This is a genomic window from Roseibium sp. MMSF_3544 (genome assembly GCF_030732845.1).
In the GTDB taxonomy this organism is placed as follows: domain Bacteria; phylum Pseudomonadota; class Alphaproteobacteria; order Rhizobiales; family Stappiaceae; genus Roseibium.
Map to the genome: position 1 here is coordinate 1 of NZ_JASHKA010000008.1, position 15,929 is coordinate 15,929.

Genomic DNA, 15,929 nt, shown 5'->3' on the forward strand with positions numbered 1-15,929 from the left:
TTGCCGGCCTTGCCGTTGACGGTGTCGTCGCCGAGGCCCGCATTGATGGCGTCGGCCTGATCGGTTCCCTCGATGGTCTCGCCCTGATCGGTGCCGTCCTGAGTGGTGGCGTTCGCGGTCATCTCGCCCATGTGGTTGAAGCCGTAGGCCATGGCCAGCGCCTTGGCTTCGTCGGAGCCGTGATGGAGCTGCTGGAAGGCAGGCATCAGGTCGTCCTGTGCCATGGCGGCCAGCGCGTCCGCCTCGAAGTTGGGATCGACGGCTCCGGCAAGGGCTGCCATGTCTTCACCTGCGATCTGCTCGTCAAAGACCATGACGTTTGCGATGGTGCCCTTGAACTGCTGGTGCGCGGTCTGGCTGTCGCTGGAGCGCCAGGCACCGGAAGCGCCGACCAGGAAGGAGCGCTCGTTCATGTCCATGCCCTGCTTCATCTCCGGCTCGGCGGCCCAGAGCTGTCCGTTGACATAGACGTTGAGACCGTCCTCGCCGAAGGAAACGGCCAGGTGATAGTCGGTGTCTTTTTCGATCTTCAGGTCGGGAACCTTGAGATACTCGGTGCGATCGTCGGTCTGCTGGCGGACGATGATCTCGCCGTTCTTGAGCCAGACGGTCAGATGACCGCCCTCGTCATAGCCACGCCCGTCCTTGGAAAAGAGCGCCTGCTGTCCGGAAACGTGGTCCGCATTGAAGGTCATGGCGATGGTGCCGGCTGCCAGGGAAAGTGCCGCCACATTCCCTGCATCGTGGTAATCGCCCTTCTCACCGGAAAAAACGGTTTCTCCGGAGTGAGTGAAGACAGGTGCAGGCAGGATGGAAGATCTTGACGACTGCATACTCGGTACCCCTGAATTCAGGCAAAAAGAGCCTGTTACGCCGAGGGTCTCTCGGCATTTGTACGGAATGTGTCCAAGCGATTTGTTCGATGAGTCGTTGTTGTGCTCTTAATGTATTCGCGTCAATTTGTCGAAAAATCAGGCCAAATGAGGCAAAAAAAATGCAATATTTCGATCAAAGTTGGACCCAAGTATTTTGAGTAAAATTTGCATCATGCACTCATGCGGCAAAGTTCTGTTTTAAAAGGGTAATTTTATATTCAATGTGCTGGATATTTGCTGTCTTGAAGCGTGTTATTATTTAATATTTGCTTAAGTTGGGGGGTGACATTCTGACTGCGGCGATAAACCGTTTCTTTATTGTAAATTCTATTTAGTTAATCAGATTTAGTTTACTCTGGTTGAGCCGAGGTTGTATTCGGGATGAGGCCAGCAGAACGCCGGTACCTGGTATCATCAGTGCGTGTTTTGAGACTTTAAACACGCATGGAGAGTGCCTTGCTACGAGGATAGCTGCCGCACTTTTTCCTCCTTGAGAGGAAGATCCGGACCCCCGCAAGACCGAATTGAGCCGTGTTTGGGTTGGTCCACGTCAGTGAGAGCGAAACGCCGGATGCATGACCACACGCACCCGCGCGCCAATCGCTTGAGCTTCCAGGCCGGACTTGGACCTCGTTGTGTCGTCAGCTCTCCAGCTTCACCCAGGCAGCGTTTCTGCCGGATGAGCGGACGCAGGCATCAACGAACCGCACACCGGCAAGGCCGTCTGAGATGCCGGGGACAAGATGGGGCAGGTCCTGGCCAGCCTGGTGCGCCCGGATCACATCAGCCGCGTCCTTGTAGAGATTTGCAAAACCTTCCAGATATCCTTCCGGATGCCCCGGTGGAATCCGCGTTGCCGGTGCGACGCTGTCCAGCATGCCGGCACCGCCACGGGTGACGATCTTCTCCGGTTCGCCAAACGGCGTGACGTGCAGATAATTCGGGTTCTCCTGGTGCCACTCGAGGCCACCCTTGTCGCCATAAACGCGGATCTTGAGATTGTTTTCGTTGCCCGGCGCGACCTGCGAGCACCAGAGCATGCCGCGAGCGCCGCTGGCATATCTGAGCATCACGTGCCCATTGTCGTCGACCTGCCGGCCCGGAACGAAGGATTGCAGATCTGCAGCCAGGCTCTCGGGCGTTTCTCCGGTGATGAAACAGGCAAGGTTAAAGGCATGGGTCCCGATGTCGCCGGTGGAGCCGCCGGCTCCGGACCGGGCCGGATCAGTGCGCCAGTCGGCCTGCTTGTTGTTTTGCTCGATCGTCAGCCAGTCCTGCGGGTACTCGACCTGAACGACGCGGATTGTCCCGAGGTCTCCGTTTTGAACCATCTCCCGCGCCTGGCGGACCATCGGGTAACCGGTATAATTGTGGGTTAGAAAGAAGAGTGCGCTGGAGTTTTCCGCCGCCTTGACCAGCTTTTTCGCATCCGCGAGCGTCGACGTCAGCGGCTTGTCACAGATGACATGGATACCGCGTTTCAGGAATGCCTTGGCAGCTGCGTAGTGAACATGGTTGGGGGTGACAACGGCGACGGCCTCAATACCGTCTTTCAAGCGGGCCTCACGCTTGGCCATTTCCTCAAAATCCGCGTAGATCCGGTCCTCTTTGAGGCCGAGCTCACGACCGGACTCACGTGCTTTTTCAGCGGTCGAGGAGAGGGCACCGGCGACCAGTTCGTAGCAGCCGTCGATCCTTGAGGCGATACGGTGCACGGCGCCGATGAACGCATCCTTGCCGCCGCCGACCATGCCGAGGCGGATCGGGCGCGTTTGCGGGTTGTCTTTTCCTTCGATGGCCATGTCGCTACTCCTTCTCGCCCTGATTGCGATGGGCTCTTTCTATGTAATCGATTACATCACTACACGGAATCCAGCCCAAGAGGAAGCGGGTGGGCGCTGATAAAACACTCGTTCTGGATAAGATTTTTGGAACGGCAATGTCTTCAACGTATCGGTTGCCGGCAATTTTCCCCTTGGCTCCGCTGAGTATATGGAAGCCGTCTTTGGGTGCACCGGTCATGTGATGCGGGTGTTGGTCAGTGAAGCACCTGCGTCATGCAATACGCAATGCCTCATGTCGAAGAAAATGCGTAGGCGAAAAATTCCGAAAAAGCCGTCTGGGCTGTCAGGCACCAAGAGATGCTCTCAGAGGGCGTTTTTCCTCGATCTGCGACAGGATCTGGTTTGTGACCGCGCGTGTACCCATGTCACCGCCGAACTCCATGGGCCTGAGCGCATTGTCCTGAAAGCCGGCTTCCACCGCCATGTTGATGACGTCGGCTGCATCGCCGAGTTCGGGTTGATCCAGTTTCTCCGAAAGGTAATCCAGCATCAGGGCACCGCTCAGGATTGCCGCGAGCGGATTGGCCTTGTCCTCGCCCATTATGTCGGGCGCGCTGCCGTGGGCCGGTTGGAACAGGCCGGTGCTGTCACCGATCTCCGCGCACGCCGCCATACCCATGCCGCCGACCAGCCCGCCGGCCAGATCGGAAAGAATGTCTCCGAACATGTTTTCTGTCACCAGGACATCGAAATCCCAGGGCTTGCGCACGAGATCAAGCGCCTGTGCGTCCACGTAATTGTAGCCGACCGGCACATCCGGAAAGCCGTCCTTGACCTCGTCAAAAAGCTGCCGGAAGAAGGCGAGCGAGGTGAACACGTTCGCCTTGTCGACGCAGGTCAAAGTTCCGGGCCTGCCGCGTTCACGTCGCTTGCGCGCAAGATTGAAGGCGAATGTGTGCAGCTTGGTGGTCGTGCTCCTGGTGATCCGCAACACGTCCTGAACCTCGTCGTCTGTGACGACGAGGCTTCGGTTATGCGTTGCGGCCGAGTAAAAAAGCCCTTCAGTGGATTCCCGCAAAATGACAAGGTCGATAGATGCCGCGCGCGGATCAGCCAGACGCTGGGGCGCGTTCGGATAAGCCTTTACTGGCCGGACGCCTGCATAAAGTCCGAAAGCATCGCGCAGCCTGAGATGCGGCGAAATTTCAGTTCCGTTGGCGTGGCGGATGGAGGGCAATCCGATCGCGCCAAGAAAGACCGCGTCGGCTGCGTCGATACGCGCTTCGCTATCGCTTTCGATATCCAGACCTGTTTCGCTGAAGTAGCCGGCGCCTGCATTGATTTCATCGCATGCCGGTGCCTGTTGGCCGACTTTTCCAAGGGCAGCCTCAACGACCGCAAGTGCAGCTTCTGCAACATCCACGCCGATACCGTCACCTTTGATCAGGGCAATTCTCATAAGGTCTTTCCTTAAGTCCAGTCGACGTCGAACCGGTCAACAATCCGGTTTATCTGATCTGTTTTCAGGGCGACCGCACCCGCCCCGCGCAGCAGCAAGGCAAGCTTTGCCGTCGCCTCCAATTCCTCCATTGCGTTCACCGCCGTTGCCAAGTCCTTTCCGGCAACGACCGGACCATGGTTGGCAAGCAGGACTGCCGAACGTTGCCCGGCCAATCCGCGCACGGCGTCTCCCATGGCCGGATCCCCTGGTACGAAAAACGGCAGCAACCGGACCTTCCCGAGAAGCATGATCCCGTAAGCGGTCAACGGCGGCAGGGCATTGTCCGGATGGAGATCCGGGAGCAGGGACAGCGCGACAGAGTAACAGGAATGCAGATGCACAACGGCACCGGTGTCCCTGCGGGTTTCATAAAAGGCCGCGTGAAGCGGCATTTCCTTTGTCGGTTTGTCGCCCGACAGATGCTCGCCGCTGGCTGCAAGATGGCTGATCCGGGCCGGATCGAGGGAGCCCATGGTTGACCCGGTCGGTGTCACCAGCAGACTCCCGTCAGGAAGCCGGACGGAGATGTTACCCGTCGAGCCATGCGCAAGGCCTCTGTCGAAGAGTGACTTCGCATAAAGCGCTATCTGTTCCCGTGTCGTGTCGATGCCGCTCATGCGTGGCCCTCCAGCACCGAAAGGGCTTCGCTGAAAAAGTCAGGGCCACCGAAGTTTCCGGATTTCAGGGCAAGGGCCAGTCCGCGCCCGGACACCTTGAGCGCCGGGACGCCGGGCGCAATCGGCGGCCCGATTTCCAGTGTCTCGGCCTGAAGACCCGAGACGACGGCGCCGGACGTCTCACCGCCGGCGACGACGATCCGGCTTACACCGGATTGTGAGAGAGCTGCGGCAAGGTTCGAAAAAAGCCGCTCAACCGATTCAGAGCTTTCGGTTTTTCCGAATTGCCGCTGTGTCGCGGCAACGGCTTCCGGGTCGGCCGACGAATATACAAGCGGCGGCGTTTCCTGCTGGAGCACCCATTCAACCAGCTCCTGCAGCGACAGCCGTTTTTCAATGATGTCTGCGACCGAGAGCTCGCGGGAAGGGGCGTGGCTACGGTATGCTTCGACCTGACCCCGCGTTGCCGCCGAGCACGATCCGGAAAGGACGACTGCCTTGCCCGCGTGCCCTGTCCATCGAACATCATGATTGCGAACGCCGAAATTTTCGGGAAGTCCGAGCGCGACACCCGAACCGCCGACGATCAGTTTTCGGCTTTTCGCGGCCAGTCCAATCTCGATCAGATCCTCGTTTCGAATGGCGTCGGCGATGAGCATGGCTTTGCCGACGATGGACGCAAGCGACGCAATTGCATCAGCCCCGGCCCAAACCGTTGCGATCGGAACATGGCCGACCGGCCAATCCGTCTGCCGCTCGAGCACGCGGCGCAAGTCGGGGTCATTCATGGGCGTCAGCGGGTGGTTTTGCATGCCGCTTTCGCTGAGGAGCTTGTCTTTCACGAAGAGATGGCCCTCGTAGACCGTGCGCCCGTTCTCGGGAAAGGCCGGGCAGACAAGAACCGACGTCTCGCCGAGGCGCGAGGCAAGCGCTGCTGCGACAGGTCCGATATTGCCTTCGTCCGTGGAATCGAATGTCGAGCAAACCTTAAAGACGATCTGCTCGCAGCCCTGTTCCAGAAGCCAGTCACAGGCCATGAGAGACATGTCGATTGCGTCTCCGACCGGGCTCGTGCGCGATTTCAGTCCAACGATTCCGGCGTCAATTTCCGCCGCCGCCGGCCGGTCCGGAACGCCGACGAACTGTGCCGCCCGCATGCCGCCTTCCGAGAGCGTGAGGGCGATGTCGGAGGCACCGGTAAAGTCGTCTGCGATCACGCCGAGCTTCATGACGCCTCCCATTTTATCGGGCCGCGGTCGAGGCGGATGACGTGCTCCGGTCCGTGCGCTGGAAAGTAGTCGCGCACAAGCGGATCGTGTCCCGGAACAACAAGCTTGTCGGAGCTTGCGAGTTTTCGAATGGTTCGGAACCCCTCCAGCATGTCGTCGAGGTCGACGACGATCGGGAAGGGTTTCGCCTGGAGAAAATTCTCGTAGTAGTGCGAGGTGTCGGAGGCAAGGCACATCCAGCCCGCTTCCGTCAGAACGCGCACCGCTTGCAGGCCCTTGCTGTGGCCGCCCGTGTGATGAACGGTGACACCCTCCCGGACTTCTCCGTCACCCTCATGAAAGACGACGCGCCCGGAATAGAGCCTTTGCACCGCCTCGCAGATGTGGTCGGCAGTGAAGGGCGCTTTCAGAGTTCCGTGACACATGCACGGACCTGTTGCATAGGCCATTTCGGCGGCCTGCAGGTGAATGGTTGCGTTGGGAAAGTGTTTCAGGCCACCTGCGTGATCGTAATGCAGATGCGTGACGATAATTGTCGACACTGCCAGCGGATCAATGCCGAGGGGGGAGAGCGCTTCGACCGGGTGCAGCCGGATCGGCCGGCCGCGCCGGTCGCCTTCCTCCTGATCATATCCCGTGTCGACAAGAATGACGTCGTTGTCCCGGCGCAGCACCCAGATGAAATAGTCCATGTCGTGCGGCAGGTGGTGGTCGTCGTCGAACAGAAAACTGTCCATTCGGGTGCGCGCGTTCCGGTCCGCGTATTTGACGGCGAAGACTTCCCAGGGCGTCATGAGGTCACCTTTGAATAGGTCGCAACTGTCTTTTCTAAAATCATCGTAGACACTTGCGAGTCAAAGGCCAGAAAATGCGTTGATGCGAGATGGCTTTGGAACGCCGCCGCGTCATCGTAAATTTCGTAGAGAAAGACTTCGCCGGGGCGCTCGAGGTCGGTACAGACGTCGAACTGCCGGCACCCTGGCTCGACCCGGTTCGACGTCCTGGCGTTTTCGATCATCAACGGCATGAAAGTTTCGAACATGCCGTCCTTGATCAGGAAACGAACTGTTACCGCATACATCGGCCGTCTCCTTCAGCGGAACAGATGCACCATCCCCATCGAGACGACGGGAATGTAGGTGACGGCGAGAAGAGCAGCGATGGCGGCGAGATAAAGATGCGCCATGTTGCGGGCGATCGACAAAACGCCGACACCGGAGATCCTGGAGGCCACATAAAGGGTCGCTCCGACCGGGGGCGTGAACAGACCAACCGCAACATTGCAGGTCATGATGACGCCCAGATGGACCGGATCGACACCAAAGGCCTGTGCGGTCGGGAGGAACAGCGGCGCGGTCAAAAGAATGGCCGGGACCGGATCGAGCACCAACCCGAGAATAAGAAGGACAATGTTCACAAGAAGCAGGAACATCCACGGCCCGCTCGAGAATTCCTGCACGAATGCCACCAGGATCTGCGGCATCTGTTCCAGCGTGATCAGCCATCCCAGAACCGTTGTCGCACCGATCACCACCATGACGACCGAACTGGTCACAAAGGAATCGACCAGGAGCCGTGGCAGATCCCTCAGTTTGAAATCGCGATAGACGACCGTGGTGACGAAAAGGCCATAGACGACGGCGACAGCCGCGGATTCCGTTGGTGTGACCCACCCGGTGAAGATACCTCCCAGGATGAGGACGGGCATGAAAAGTGCCGGCGCGGTTCCGATGAAGGAGCTTGTCAGTTCCTTCAGCGTCGTGGTCCGGCCGCCGGGGTCGCAATTGCTCGTCTTGCCGACATAGTAGCAGACGGCCATGAACATGGCGCCGAACAGGATGCCGGGAACCATGCCCGCCAGAAAAAGGTCCGCGACCGAAACATTGCCGACAAAGCCGTAGATCAGCATCGGAATGGAGGGAGGTATGATGATGCCGATCGTTCCGGCCGCAGCGACAAGTCCGGCCGCGAATGCCGTGTTGTATCCCTCCCGGGACATGTTCTTGATCATGACGGAGCCGATGGCGGCACTGTCGGCGATTGCTGATCCCGAGATGCCGCCGAATATCATCGAAGCCCCGACGACGACCATGCCGAGCCCACCGGCCATGAAGCCGAATGCCGCCTTGGCAAATCCGATGATGCGCAAACCGACACCGCCGCGGCTCATCATTTCCCCGGCGACAATGAATAGCGGGATCGCCAGGAAGTGGTTCGGTTCAACACCGCCGATGAAATTGAGAAATAGCGCCTGAAGCGGGTAGCCGAGGTCAAAGACGATGATCGGCAGGACAGCGGTGATCAGGATCGCCCAGACGAGCGGGATACCTAGAAAGACCGTGGTCAGGAAAACCGCGACGACAAAAATCAGGATCATGACAGGGCCTCGCCGCCATCTGAATGGGTTCCGTGCGGAATGACGGGGTTCCGGATATCGAACACCATGTTGTAGAGGTGAAAGATCAGGGTCACGGCCATGCCGACCGGCATGGAGGCATAGAGCAGACCGACGGGCCAGTAGAGAACGGTGGTTTTCTGTGCCCAGGTGTGAACCGAGATATTGTACCCGGTGTAAATCAGGCTGATCAGCAGAACGACGATGATGACATCGATCGCAATGGCGAGAACCCGCTGCCCGGTGCGGGGGAAAAGCCGCTCGACGATTTCCGTCACGCGCATATGCGCCCCGCGTGCCGCGGCCGCCGCGCAGCCGATAAAGGTGCTCCAGAGCAACAAAAAGCTTGTAACTTCCAGCGACCAGGCCAGGTCAAAGCCGGCAAACCCGCGAAGCCAGGCATTGCAGAACACCAGGGTGACGATCGCGAAGCCGCCCAGCATCAGGCAAAAGTCCACCAGATGGCTGAGCCAGCGCAGCGCAGCCGGATAATGATCTCGGTAATCCAACGGTCTTCTCTTTTTTGAAAAGGACCGGAGCCAGAAAGGCTCCGGCTAGTGTGGTGAATTTGAAATACGCTTTATTCTTCAGAGACTTCGGATGCGTATTTCAAATTCAAAACCACGCTATTTCCATAAACTTGTCAGTCACTCTTTTGGATCTGAAGTTCGTTCAGCGAACACTGAAGTATGAGACGAACTTCAGATCCGGGTGACGAGCTGACGCTCACGTTGCTCGATTAGTTTTGTGCCGGGAGCGCCTGCCGAATGGCTGCAGCATCAGCGAGGATATTGTCGACGGCTTCCTCACCGTAAACGTCCTTCGCCTTTGCATAGACAGGTTGCACGGCTTCGCGGAAAGGTTCGATGTTCGGAACGCTGACCTTTGCGCCTGCCTCGGTCATCTGCGTCAGCTGGCTGTCGACAGAGCTCTTCACGAGGTCGCGGCTGAAGGCCGCGGATTCGGCGGCCGCTTTCAGGACGGCTTCCTTGTCCTCGTCAGAGAAAGACTGCCAGGTTTTCTCCGCGACCGTCAGCGGCAGCGGGCTGTAGACGTGACGCGTCAGCGTGATGTGCGGCGCGACTTCGTAGAACCGCAGCGAATTGATCGTATCGACCGGGTTTTCCTGCCCATTCACGATGCCCTGCTGGATCGACAGGTAGACGTCCGTGATCGGCATGACAACGGTCTGGAACCCGATGGCTTCCATGGACCAGCGGATCATGTCGTTCGGAAAGACGCGCATCTTCATGGACTGGGCATCTTCGGGAGAACCAAGCGGCTCATTCGTCGTGAAGCTGCGGAAGCCGGCTTCCCAGGTCGACAGGACGCGGAAGCCCTTTTCCGGAAGCTGGTCGAATTCACCCTGCAGCCACTTGGAATTGTCGTAAAGCTCCCAGCCTTGTTCGTAGGTGTCCACGAGGAACGGCATGGCAGTGAGGTTCAGGGTCGGCAGGTGAGTGGCGTAGCTGCCGGTCGCCGACACGGTGAAATCAATGCCGCCCAGCTGCAAAAGCTCAATCGCTTTCGGGTCGTTTGCCAGCTGTCCCGAGGGGAAGATCTGAACTTCGTAGCGGCCGTCGGTGTATTCAGCGACTTTCTCCGCAAAAAGTTCTGCGGCGGCCTGGCGTGAACCGCCGGGATTGTCGGTATGGCTGAACCGCAGCGTTTCGGCGGCAATCGCGCCACCCGCACCGGCAACAACGATTGCCGCGCTCAACAACAGGCGGTGCAGGGATTTCTTATCAAGCATTTGGGTCTCCTCCCACGATCGGATTGATGATCGTATCAAATTGCACATTTATTTGCGTATACGTAATTCAATCCCTTGTCAACTTGGCAGATCTCCACTATCAGAATTGGGGACAAGCCGGATGCTGCCCCCGGAAAAGGCAAGCGCGCCGGGTGAGAACAGGGGAGCCGGATTTGCGGGAGGAATGTCATGACGGAAGGCGGTGAAACCTTGCGGGTTGCCTGCTTCGGGGCCGGCTATTTCGCCAGGTTTCATTATGACGCCTGGCGGTCGCTTCCACAGGTCAGGGTCGTCGGTGCCTGCGATCTAGATCTTGAAAAGGCAAGGGCAACCGGCTTTTCTGCATTCGACAGTCTCGACACGATGCTGAAAATGGCCCGGCCGGACATACTGGACATCATCACACCGCCCGAGACCCATCTCGCGGCCATCCGGTCTGCGCTTGCACAAGGTGTCCGGGCGATCGTTTGCCAGAAACCATTCTGCAGTTCACTGGCCGAAGCAAAGGAAGCCGCCGACCTTGCCGAGGCTGCCGGGATCCCTCTTGTGGTTCATGAGAATTTCCGGTTCCAGCCCTGGTACCGCACGATCAAACAGGCTCTTGACGAGGAGCTCATCGGCGATGTGCTGCAGCTCACTTTCCGCCTGCGTACAGGCGACGGGCAGGGGCCTCAGGCCTACCTGGACCGGCAGCCATACTTCCAGAAGATGCCGAAGCTGCTCATTCATGAAACGGGGGTCCACTGGATAGATACGTTCCGGTATCTGCTTGGCGAACCGGAGGCAGTCTACGCGGACCTCAGGAAACTCAATCCGGTCATTGAGGGCGAGGATGCGGGCTACTTCATCTTCGACTACCCAAACGGTGCGCGTGCGCTCTTTGATGGCAACAGGCTGCTCGACCACGCAGCCGAGAACTGCAGGACAACACTCGGCGAAGCGCTTGTCGAGGGAACAGCCGGCACGCTGTCGCTGTTTGGGGATGGCAGCGTTCGCTTGCGTCACTTCGGGGCTTGCGAGGAGACCGTTTTGCTTGCTGCGGGAAACTGGCAAGGCTTTGGCGGCGACTGCGTCAAGAATCTGATATGTCACGTTGTCGACGGGATCATCGACGCAAAACCGCTGGAAAACCAAGCCAGGGATTATCTCAAGGTGATTGCCATCGAAGAGGCGATTTACGAGTCTGACCGCCAGGGGAAGAAAATCCGGGAGTTTGCAAGTGCTTGAAGCACCGAAACCGAAGACGATCACGACACAGGCGATGGAGCAGATCCGTCAGCTGATCTTCGACGGTGAACTTGCAGCTGGCTCCGACCACCTTGAAAGCGAACTCGCCGACCGGCTCGGAATGTCGCGTACCCCCGTCCGCGAAGCAACTTTGATGCTCGCCCAGCAAGGCTTGCTCGAAGTGCGCCCCAGAAAAGGCGTTCGCATTGCGACGCTTTCCCTGAAGGACATGGAAGAGATCTATGCGATCCTGACCGAACTGGAGAGCCTTGCAGCCGAAGAAGCGGCCGAAAAAGGCTATTCCGAAGAAGACCTGGCGACCCTCCAACAGGCGATCGAAGCAATGGAAGATGCGCTGGCGCGCGAGGACAGGGAAGCCTGGGCGGTGGGCGACAATGACTTTCACGAAGAGCTGGTCAGGCTCGGCGGCAATTCACGCGTGGAGACAATCGTCTCCATGATGGCCAATCAGGTAAGGCGCGCAAGGGCGATGACACTTTACATCCGGCCTCTGCCAGTCAAATCCAATGAAGACCACCGGGCAGTCTATGACGCGATCAGACAGGGCGATGCCGCCACGGCGCGCGAGTGCCACAGAAGCCATCGCCGGCACGCCAGGGAAGTGCTGATCGAACTGCTCAAAAAGCACAAGCTGTTTCAGCTTTGACGGGTTGCGGCTTTACCAAAAGCCTTAAGGTCGCCATTCGGTTCGCAACCAGAATCTTCCGGTTGTCTGACCTGTCGTTCGTCATCCCGGCCGTGCGCAGCGCGAGCCGGGACTTATTGTTCCCCCACACTTCTCCGGTCGTCCCATGGCTCGACCATGGGACCCATGCCGTGACCATTCCCAAATCGAGGTTATGAGATTAGGGCGAAGGAACGGCCTGGATTGCCCGATCAAGTCCGCTGCTGTCCGGTTTGGTGGATACTAGGTCCTGTGGGGCGACTCGCGAACCTAAGAGTTGTCATCCCGGCAGGCGCGAAGCGCAGGGCCGGGATCCAGTAAACTCTTGTCTGGCTGTCTATTTCAGTAGTCGGCTACACGGAATACTGGATCCCGGTCTTGCCGCGTATGCGGCAAACCGGGACGACAAACCCTAGAAACTATTCCGTGTTGTGGCTTGGAGTTTGCGAATCTTTTGCCGCTTTCTCAAAGACATGTACTCAACCGCGCCAATTAAACCGGACAGCAGTGGATCAAGCCCGGCAATGACGGGTCATTCTGGCAGTCTCCTACCTGTTGATCCAATCGCGCCCAGATGAGTTTATGACGACGGAGAGAGAAGACACAGGCTGCCGTCCCGGACATGATCCGGGACCGATTGATGAGGTTTTTTCAAACAACCTGATTGTCATCCCTGCGAAGGCAGGGATCCAGCAATCATCGAACGTCTTTTGCGTCTCAAATCGCTAATTCAATGGGGTGACAATGGAACGCGCACGATAGGCGCCAGTCAGCCGCCCTGCCAGGTGCGGATCGCCTCGATTGGATAGAGCAGCATCAGCACGTTGAGAGTGAGATTGTCCCGGATCACCCAGAGCGCCAGGAGTTCAAAGCCGATGGCGACAAGGATCGTGACCCAGACAGGCATCCGCCAGGCGAAGAAGAACCCAACAAGCATCCAGATGATGTCGAAGACCGAGTTGAGCACGCTGTCGCCGGTATACCCGACGGCAATGGTAGCCTCGCGGTAGCGGTCGATGATCCAGGGGCTGTTCTCCGCGACCTCCCAGGCCGCTTCAAGAAAGATCGCCCCGAGCGCTCGTTCACAGACTGTGTTGCGCCGAAACAGAAGCCACAGGACCCAATAGAAAATGAAGCCGTGGATGATATGCGAGAGCGTGTACCAGTCCGCAATATGCTGGGACGACCCTGCAACATCGTCGGCGGGTGTCCAGAACAGGACATAACCGCATTCGCAGATGGGGATCCGTCCCATCGCCAGAAGAATGGCAGCCGTTGCGGCGATCATGAGGAGGCCGATGATCAGGCATCTTGTGTGGCTCACGCGCTTCTCCTGTTGTTGCGCAGGAAATCAGTGATTCTGCACTGGAAATTCGGTGGGATTCTCTCTATGACCTTGCGCCAACGAAACATCAATCCGTCCGGCCCCAGAGATTGTTGTTGCGCACCGGTTTCAACCGTCGCGATTGCGCAACCCTGCCGGATCTGCGGATCAGGAGACATCAAATGGCTGGCCTCAACGGCGCGGCACCGTTTCAAGCACGGCGCACTTTTGCGATCATTTCCCACCCGGATGCCGGTAAGACGACATTGACGGAAAAGTTGCTCCTGTCGGGTGGCGCGATCCGTGCCGCCGGGCAGGTGAGGGCGCGTGGCGAACGTCGCCGGGCCCGCTCCGACTGGATGAAGATCGAGCAGGAACGCGGCATTTCCGTCTCGTCCTCCGTCATGACGTTCGAGCGCAAGGGCATCGTCTACAATCTGCTTGATACGCCGGGCCACGAGGACTTTTCCGAAGACACCTACCGCACGCTTACCGCTGTCGATGCGGCCATCATGGTGATCGATGCTGCCAAGGGTATCGAGACCCAGACCCGGAAACTCTTCGAAGTCTGCCGTCTTCGCGACATTCCGATCATTACCTTCGTCAACAAGATCGACCGGGAAGGCCGTCACGCGCTGGAAATCCTCGACGAGGTCCAGGAAGCGCTCGCACTTGACGTTTCCCCGCAGACCTGGCCGGTCGGTATGGGCTCCGACTTCTTCGGCGTCTATGACTGGCAGCAGAAGAAGTTCCACACATCCGAAGGCGAGCGTGGCGGTCCTTATGCCGAGACCAAGGACGTTTCCGGCCTTGAGGATGAGATTCTGACCGGCACCGTCTTCGACCGGATCATGGACGAGCTCACCGAGAACGTGGAACTCGGTGCAGAAGGCTATGCCGAGTTCGACAAGGAGAGCTTTCTGGAAGGCCACCTGACGCCGGTCTTCTTCGGCTCCGCACTGCGTGACTACGGCATTGAGGAAGTTCTCGACTTCATTGCAGACAATGCCCCGCCGCCCCATTCCCAGCCGGCCACCGGCGGGCGCACGATCATGCCGGAAGAAGACAAGGTCACCGGTTTCGTCTTCAAGGTGCAGGCCAACATGGATCCCAAGCACCGCGACCGGATCGCCTTCGTGCGGCTGTGTTCGGGCACCTTCAAACGCGGCATGAAGCTGAAGCATGTGCGCGCCAACAAGCAGATTGCCGTCTCTGCGCCGATCTTCTTCTTTGCCGAGGAACGCGAGATTGCGGACCTTGCCTACCCGGGCGACGTCATCGGCGTGCCCAACCACGGCCAGCTCCGTGTCGGCGATACGCTGACAGAGGGCGAGAACATCCACGTCACGGGCCTTCCCGCCTTCGCCCCGGAAATCCTGCGCCGGGTGCGTCTGTCCGACACCATGCGCGTCAAGCAGATGCGCCAGGGTCTTCAGGATCTCGCCGAAGAGGGGCTGGTTCAGATCTTCAAACCGGATCTTGGTTCCAACTGGATCGTCGGCGTCGTCGGCGCACTGCAGCTTGACGTCGTGGTTGACCGTCTGAAGGCTGAGTATGGCACCGAGATCGGTTTCGAGACGGTGCCTTACAACACCGCCCGCTGGATCGAGACGGATAGCCAGACGTTACAGAAGATTATCGAGGGCCACCGCATGTCTGTCGCCAACGACCGCGACGACAAACCGGTGTTCCTGTTCAAGAACGCCTGGGAAATCGGTCATGTCACGGAGAAATTCCCCGATGTGACCTTCCGCGAAACCCGGGAGATCGTCTACGAGGCGTGAAGTCCTGTTGAGCTCAGTCCGGAACCAGAATGTCTGTAACGCTACGCCCGATCTCCGTTTCCGATTGTGATCTCGTCTGCCGCCACAGAAAAGAGATGTTTCTTGCCGCTGGCCACGAGGAAGTGGCGTTGGCAGCGATGGCTGAGACCTATCGCGAGTGGCAGCATCAGTGTCTGGAAGATGGCAGTTACTTCGGATTTGTAGCTGAAAGCGCGGGCGTAGCTGTGGGCGGCATAGGATTGATGGCAATCGACTGGCCTCCGCACCCGATGCACCCGACGGTGAGCAAACGGGGATATGTGCTTAATCTGTTTGTGGAGCCCGATTGGCGCGGTCAGGGAATTGCCAAGAAACTCATGGCCGCTGGCGAGGCGGAGCTTTGCGCGCGCGGCCTCAATTTTGCGATCCTGCACGCGACCAGACAAGCTCGGCCTCTCTACGAAAAGGCTGGTTGGAACCAGACATCGGAACTGGCCAAACGCATCGGGTGACGATCAACGCCGGCCGCGCGAAGCTTGCAGCGTGGACTTGTTTCAATCCCGACGACTTCATCTCTTGTCACCTCTCCCCGTGGGAGAGGTCGGCCTGCAAGGCCGGGTGAGGGGACAGACGTTTCAGTTCTCTTGTCAGGTTTGACCCCTCACCCTGGCTCTCTCCCCAAAGGGAGAGGTGATGGGACTGGAGGACGGCAAGTAAAGCCGAGACGACACGGCTGCGTCGCGGCAGCGCGCTGCGCTCCCTCAGGGTGATGTGGT

15 protein-coding genes are annotated in these 15,929 nt (G+C 58.6%); 4 read left to right on the forward strand and 11 right to left on the reverse strand.

The annotated features are described in order from the left end of the window. The 10 genes from RBB47_RS12990 to RBB47_RS13035 form a co-directional block, all read right to left on the reverse strand. A partial coding sequence (locus RBB47_RS12990) for a LamG-like jellyroll fold domain-containing protein (RefSeq protein ID WP_305986238.1) occupies window positions 1–833 on the reverse strand: 833 nt, incomplete at its 3' end. A gap of 683 nt (window positions 834–1,516) precedes the next feature. Further along, window positions 1,517–2,677, reverse strand: coding sequence for a Gfo/Idh/MocA family protein (locus RBB47_RS12995; protein WP_305986239.1), 1,161 nt, complete (start codon window positions 2,675–2,677; stop codon window positions 1,517–1,519). Between the two features lie 325 nt (window positions 2,678–3,002). Next, window positions 3,003–4,118: an isocitrate/isopropylmalate dehydrogenase family protein gene (locus tag RBB47_RS13000; RefSeq protein WP_305986240.1), complete on the reverse strand. Its 1,116-nt coding sequence runs from the start codon at window positions 4,116–4,118 to the stop codon at window positions 3,003–3,005. Between the two features lie 11 nt (window positions 4,119–4,129). Next, window positions 4,130–4,777: a 3-oxo-tetronate 4-phosphate decarboxylase gene (gene otnC / locus RBB47_RS13005; protein WP_305986241.1), complete on the reverse strand. Its 648-nt coding sequence runs from the start codon at window positions 4,775–4,777 to the stop codon at window positions 4,130–4,132. Further along, window positions 4,774–6,006, reverse strand: coding sequence for a 3-oxo-tetronate kinase (gene otnK, locus RBB47_RS13010; protein WP_305986242.1), 1,233 nt, complete (start codon window positions 6,004–6,006; stop codon window positions 4,774–4,776). The genes otnC and otnK overlap by 4 nt, the downstream gene beginning before the upstream one ends. Further along, entirely contained in the window at window positions 6,003–6,800 is a 798-nt protein-coding gene (locus tag RBB47_RS13015; protein WP_305986243.1) for an N-acyl homoserine lactonase family protein, read from the reverse strand. The genes otnK and RBB47_RS13015 overlap by 4 nt, the downstream gene beginning before the upstream one ends. Continuing rightward, window positions 6,797–7,087: a putative quinol monooxygenase gene (locus RBB47_RS13020; protein WP_305986244.1), complete on the reverse strand. Its 291-nt coding sequence runs from the start codon at window positions 7,085–7,087 to the stop codon at window positions 6,797–6,799. The genes RBB47_RS13015 and RBB47_RS13020 overlap by 4 nt, the downstream gene beginning before the upstream one ends. 12 nt (window positions 7,088–7,099) lie before the next feature. After that, window positions 7,100–8,383 carry a TRAP transporter large permease gene (locus RBB47_RS13025; protein WP_305986245.1) on the reverse strand — a complete coding sequence of 428 codons (1,284 nt, stop codon included), beginning with the start codon at window positions 8,381–8,383 and terminating at the stop codon, window positions 7,100–7,102. After that, on the reverse strand, window positions 8,380–8,910 hold the full coding sequence (locus tag RBB47_RS13030; RefSeq protein WP_305986246.1) for a TRAP transporter small permease: 531 nt from the start codon (window positions 8,908–8,910) through the stop codon (window positions 8,380–8,382). The genes RBB47_RS13025 and RBB47_RS13030 overlap by 4 nt, the downstream gene beginning before the upstream one ends. 230 nt (window positions 8,911–9,140) lie before the next feature. After that, entirely contained in the window at window positions 9,141–10,154 is a 1,014-nt protein-coding gene (locus RBB47_RS13035; RefSeq protein WP_305986247.1) for a TRAP transporter substrate-binding protein, read from the reverse strand. Window positions 10,155–10,343: 189 nt separating this feature from the next. On the opposite strand from RBB47_RS13035, the gene RBB47_RS13040 reads away from it, so the two are divergent. Together RBB47_RS13040 and RBB47_RS13045 are read left to right on the forward strand one after the other, a co-directional pair. Further along, window positions 10,344–11,381, forward strand: a complete 1,038-nt coding sequence (locus RBB47_RS13040; protein ID WP_305986248.1) for a Gfo/Idh/MocA family protein — start codon at window positions 10,344–10,346, stop codon at window positions 11,379–11,381. After that, window positions 11,374–12,048 carry a GntR family transcriptional regulator gene (locus tag RBB47_RS13045; protein WP_305986249.1) on the forward strand — a complete coding sequence of 225 codons (675 nt, stop codon included), beginning with the start codon at window positions 11,374–11,376 and terminating at the stop codon, window positions 12,046–12,048. Before RBB47_RS13040 ends, RBB47_RS13045 begins: the two co-directional genes overlap by 8 nt. Window positions 12,049–12,835: 787 nt before the next feature. Here RBB47_RS13045 and RBB47_RS13050 read toward each other — a convergent pair. Beyond that, the gene (locus RBB47_RS13050; RefSeq protein WP_305986250.1) at window positions 12,836–13,390 is read right to left on the reverse strand and encodes a DUF2585 domain-containing protein; all 555 of its coding nucleotides are present in this window, start codon (window positions 13,388–13,390) and stop codon (window positions 12,836–12,838) included. 182 nt (window positions 13,391–13,572) lie between these two features. Between RBB47_RS13050 and RBB47_RS13055 the strand changes: the two genes are divergently transcribed. After that, a complete protein-coding gene (locus RBB47_RS13055) occupies window positions 13,573–15,174 on the forward strand; it encodes a peptide chain release factor 3 (protein ID WP_305986251.1) in 1,602 nt (533 codons plus the stop codon). A 29-nt stretch (window positions 15,175–15,203) separates the two neighbouring features. Next, window positions 15,204–15,665, forward strand: coding sequence for a GNAT family N-acetyltransferase (locus RBB47_RS13060; protein WP_305986252.1), 462 nt, complete (start codon window positions 15,204–15,206; stop codon window positions 15,663–15,665). Window positions 15,666–15,929 lie beyond the last annotated feature (264 nt).

What these genes read in the sequence shown, in the direction of transcription:
- RBB47_RS13015 (WP_305986243.1), bottom strand. Translation starts at nt 6,800, where the DNA reads ATGACGCCCTGGGAAGTCTTCGCCGTCAAATACGCGGACCGGAACGCG.
- otnC (WP_305986241.1), bottom strand. Translation starts at nt 4,777, where the DNA reads ATGAGCGGCATCGACACGACACGGGAACAGATAGCGCTTTATGCGAAG.
- RBB47_RS13060 (WP_305986252.1), top strand. Translation starts at nt 15,204, where the DNA reads ATGTCTGTAACGCTACGCCCGATCTCCGTTTCCGATTGTGATCTCGTC.
- RBB47_RS13000 (WP_305986240.1), bottom strand. Translation starts at nt 4,118, where the DNA reads ATGAGAATTGCCCTGATCAAAGGTGACGGTATCGGCGTGGATGTTGCA.
- RBB47_RS13025 (WP_305986245.1), bottom strand. Translation starts at nt 8,383, where the DNA reads ATGATCCTGATTTTTGTCGTCGCGGTTTTCCTGACCACGGTCTTTCTA.
- RBB47_RS13035 (WP_305986247.1), bottom strand. Translation starts at nt 10,154, where the DNA reads ATGCTTGATAAGAAATCCCTGCACCGCCTGTTGTTGAGCGCGGCAATC.
- RBB47_RS12995 (WP_305986239.1), bottom strand. Translation starts at nt 2,677, where the DNA reads ATGGCCATCGAAGGAAAAGACAACCCGCAAACGCGCCCGATCCGCCTC.
- RBB47_RS13040 (WP_305986248.1), top strand. Translation starts at nt 10,344, where the DNA reads ATGACGGAAGGCGGTGAAACCTTGCGGGTTGCCTGCTTCGGGGCCGGC.
- RBB47_RS13020 (WP_305986244.1), bottom strand. Translation starts at nt 7,087, where the DNA reads ATGTATGCGGTAACAGTTCGTTTCCTGATCAAGGACGGCATGTTCGAA.
- RBB47_RS13055 (WP_305986251.1), top strand. Translation starts at nt 13,573, where the DNA reads ATGGCTGGCCTCAACGGCGCGGCACCGTTTCAAGCACGGCGCACTTTT.
- otnK (WP_305986242.1), bottom strand. Translation starts at nt 6,006, where the DNA reads ATGAAGCTCGGCGTGATCGCAGACGACTTTACCGGTGCCTCCGACATC.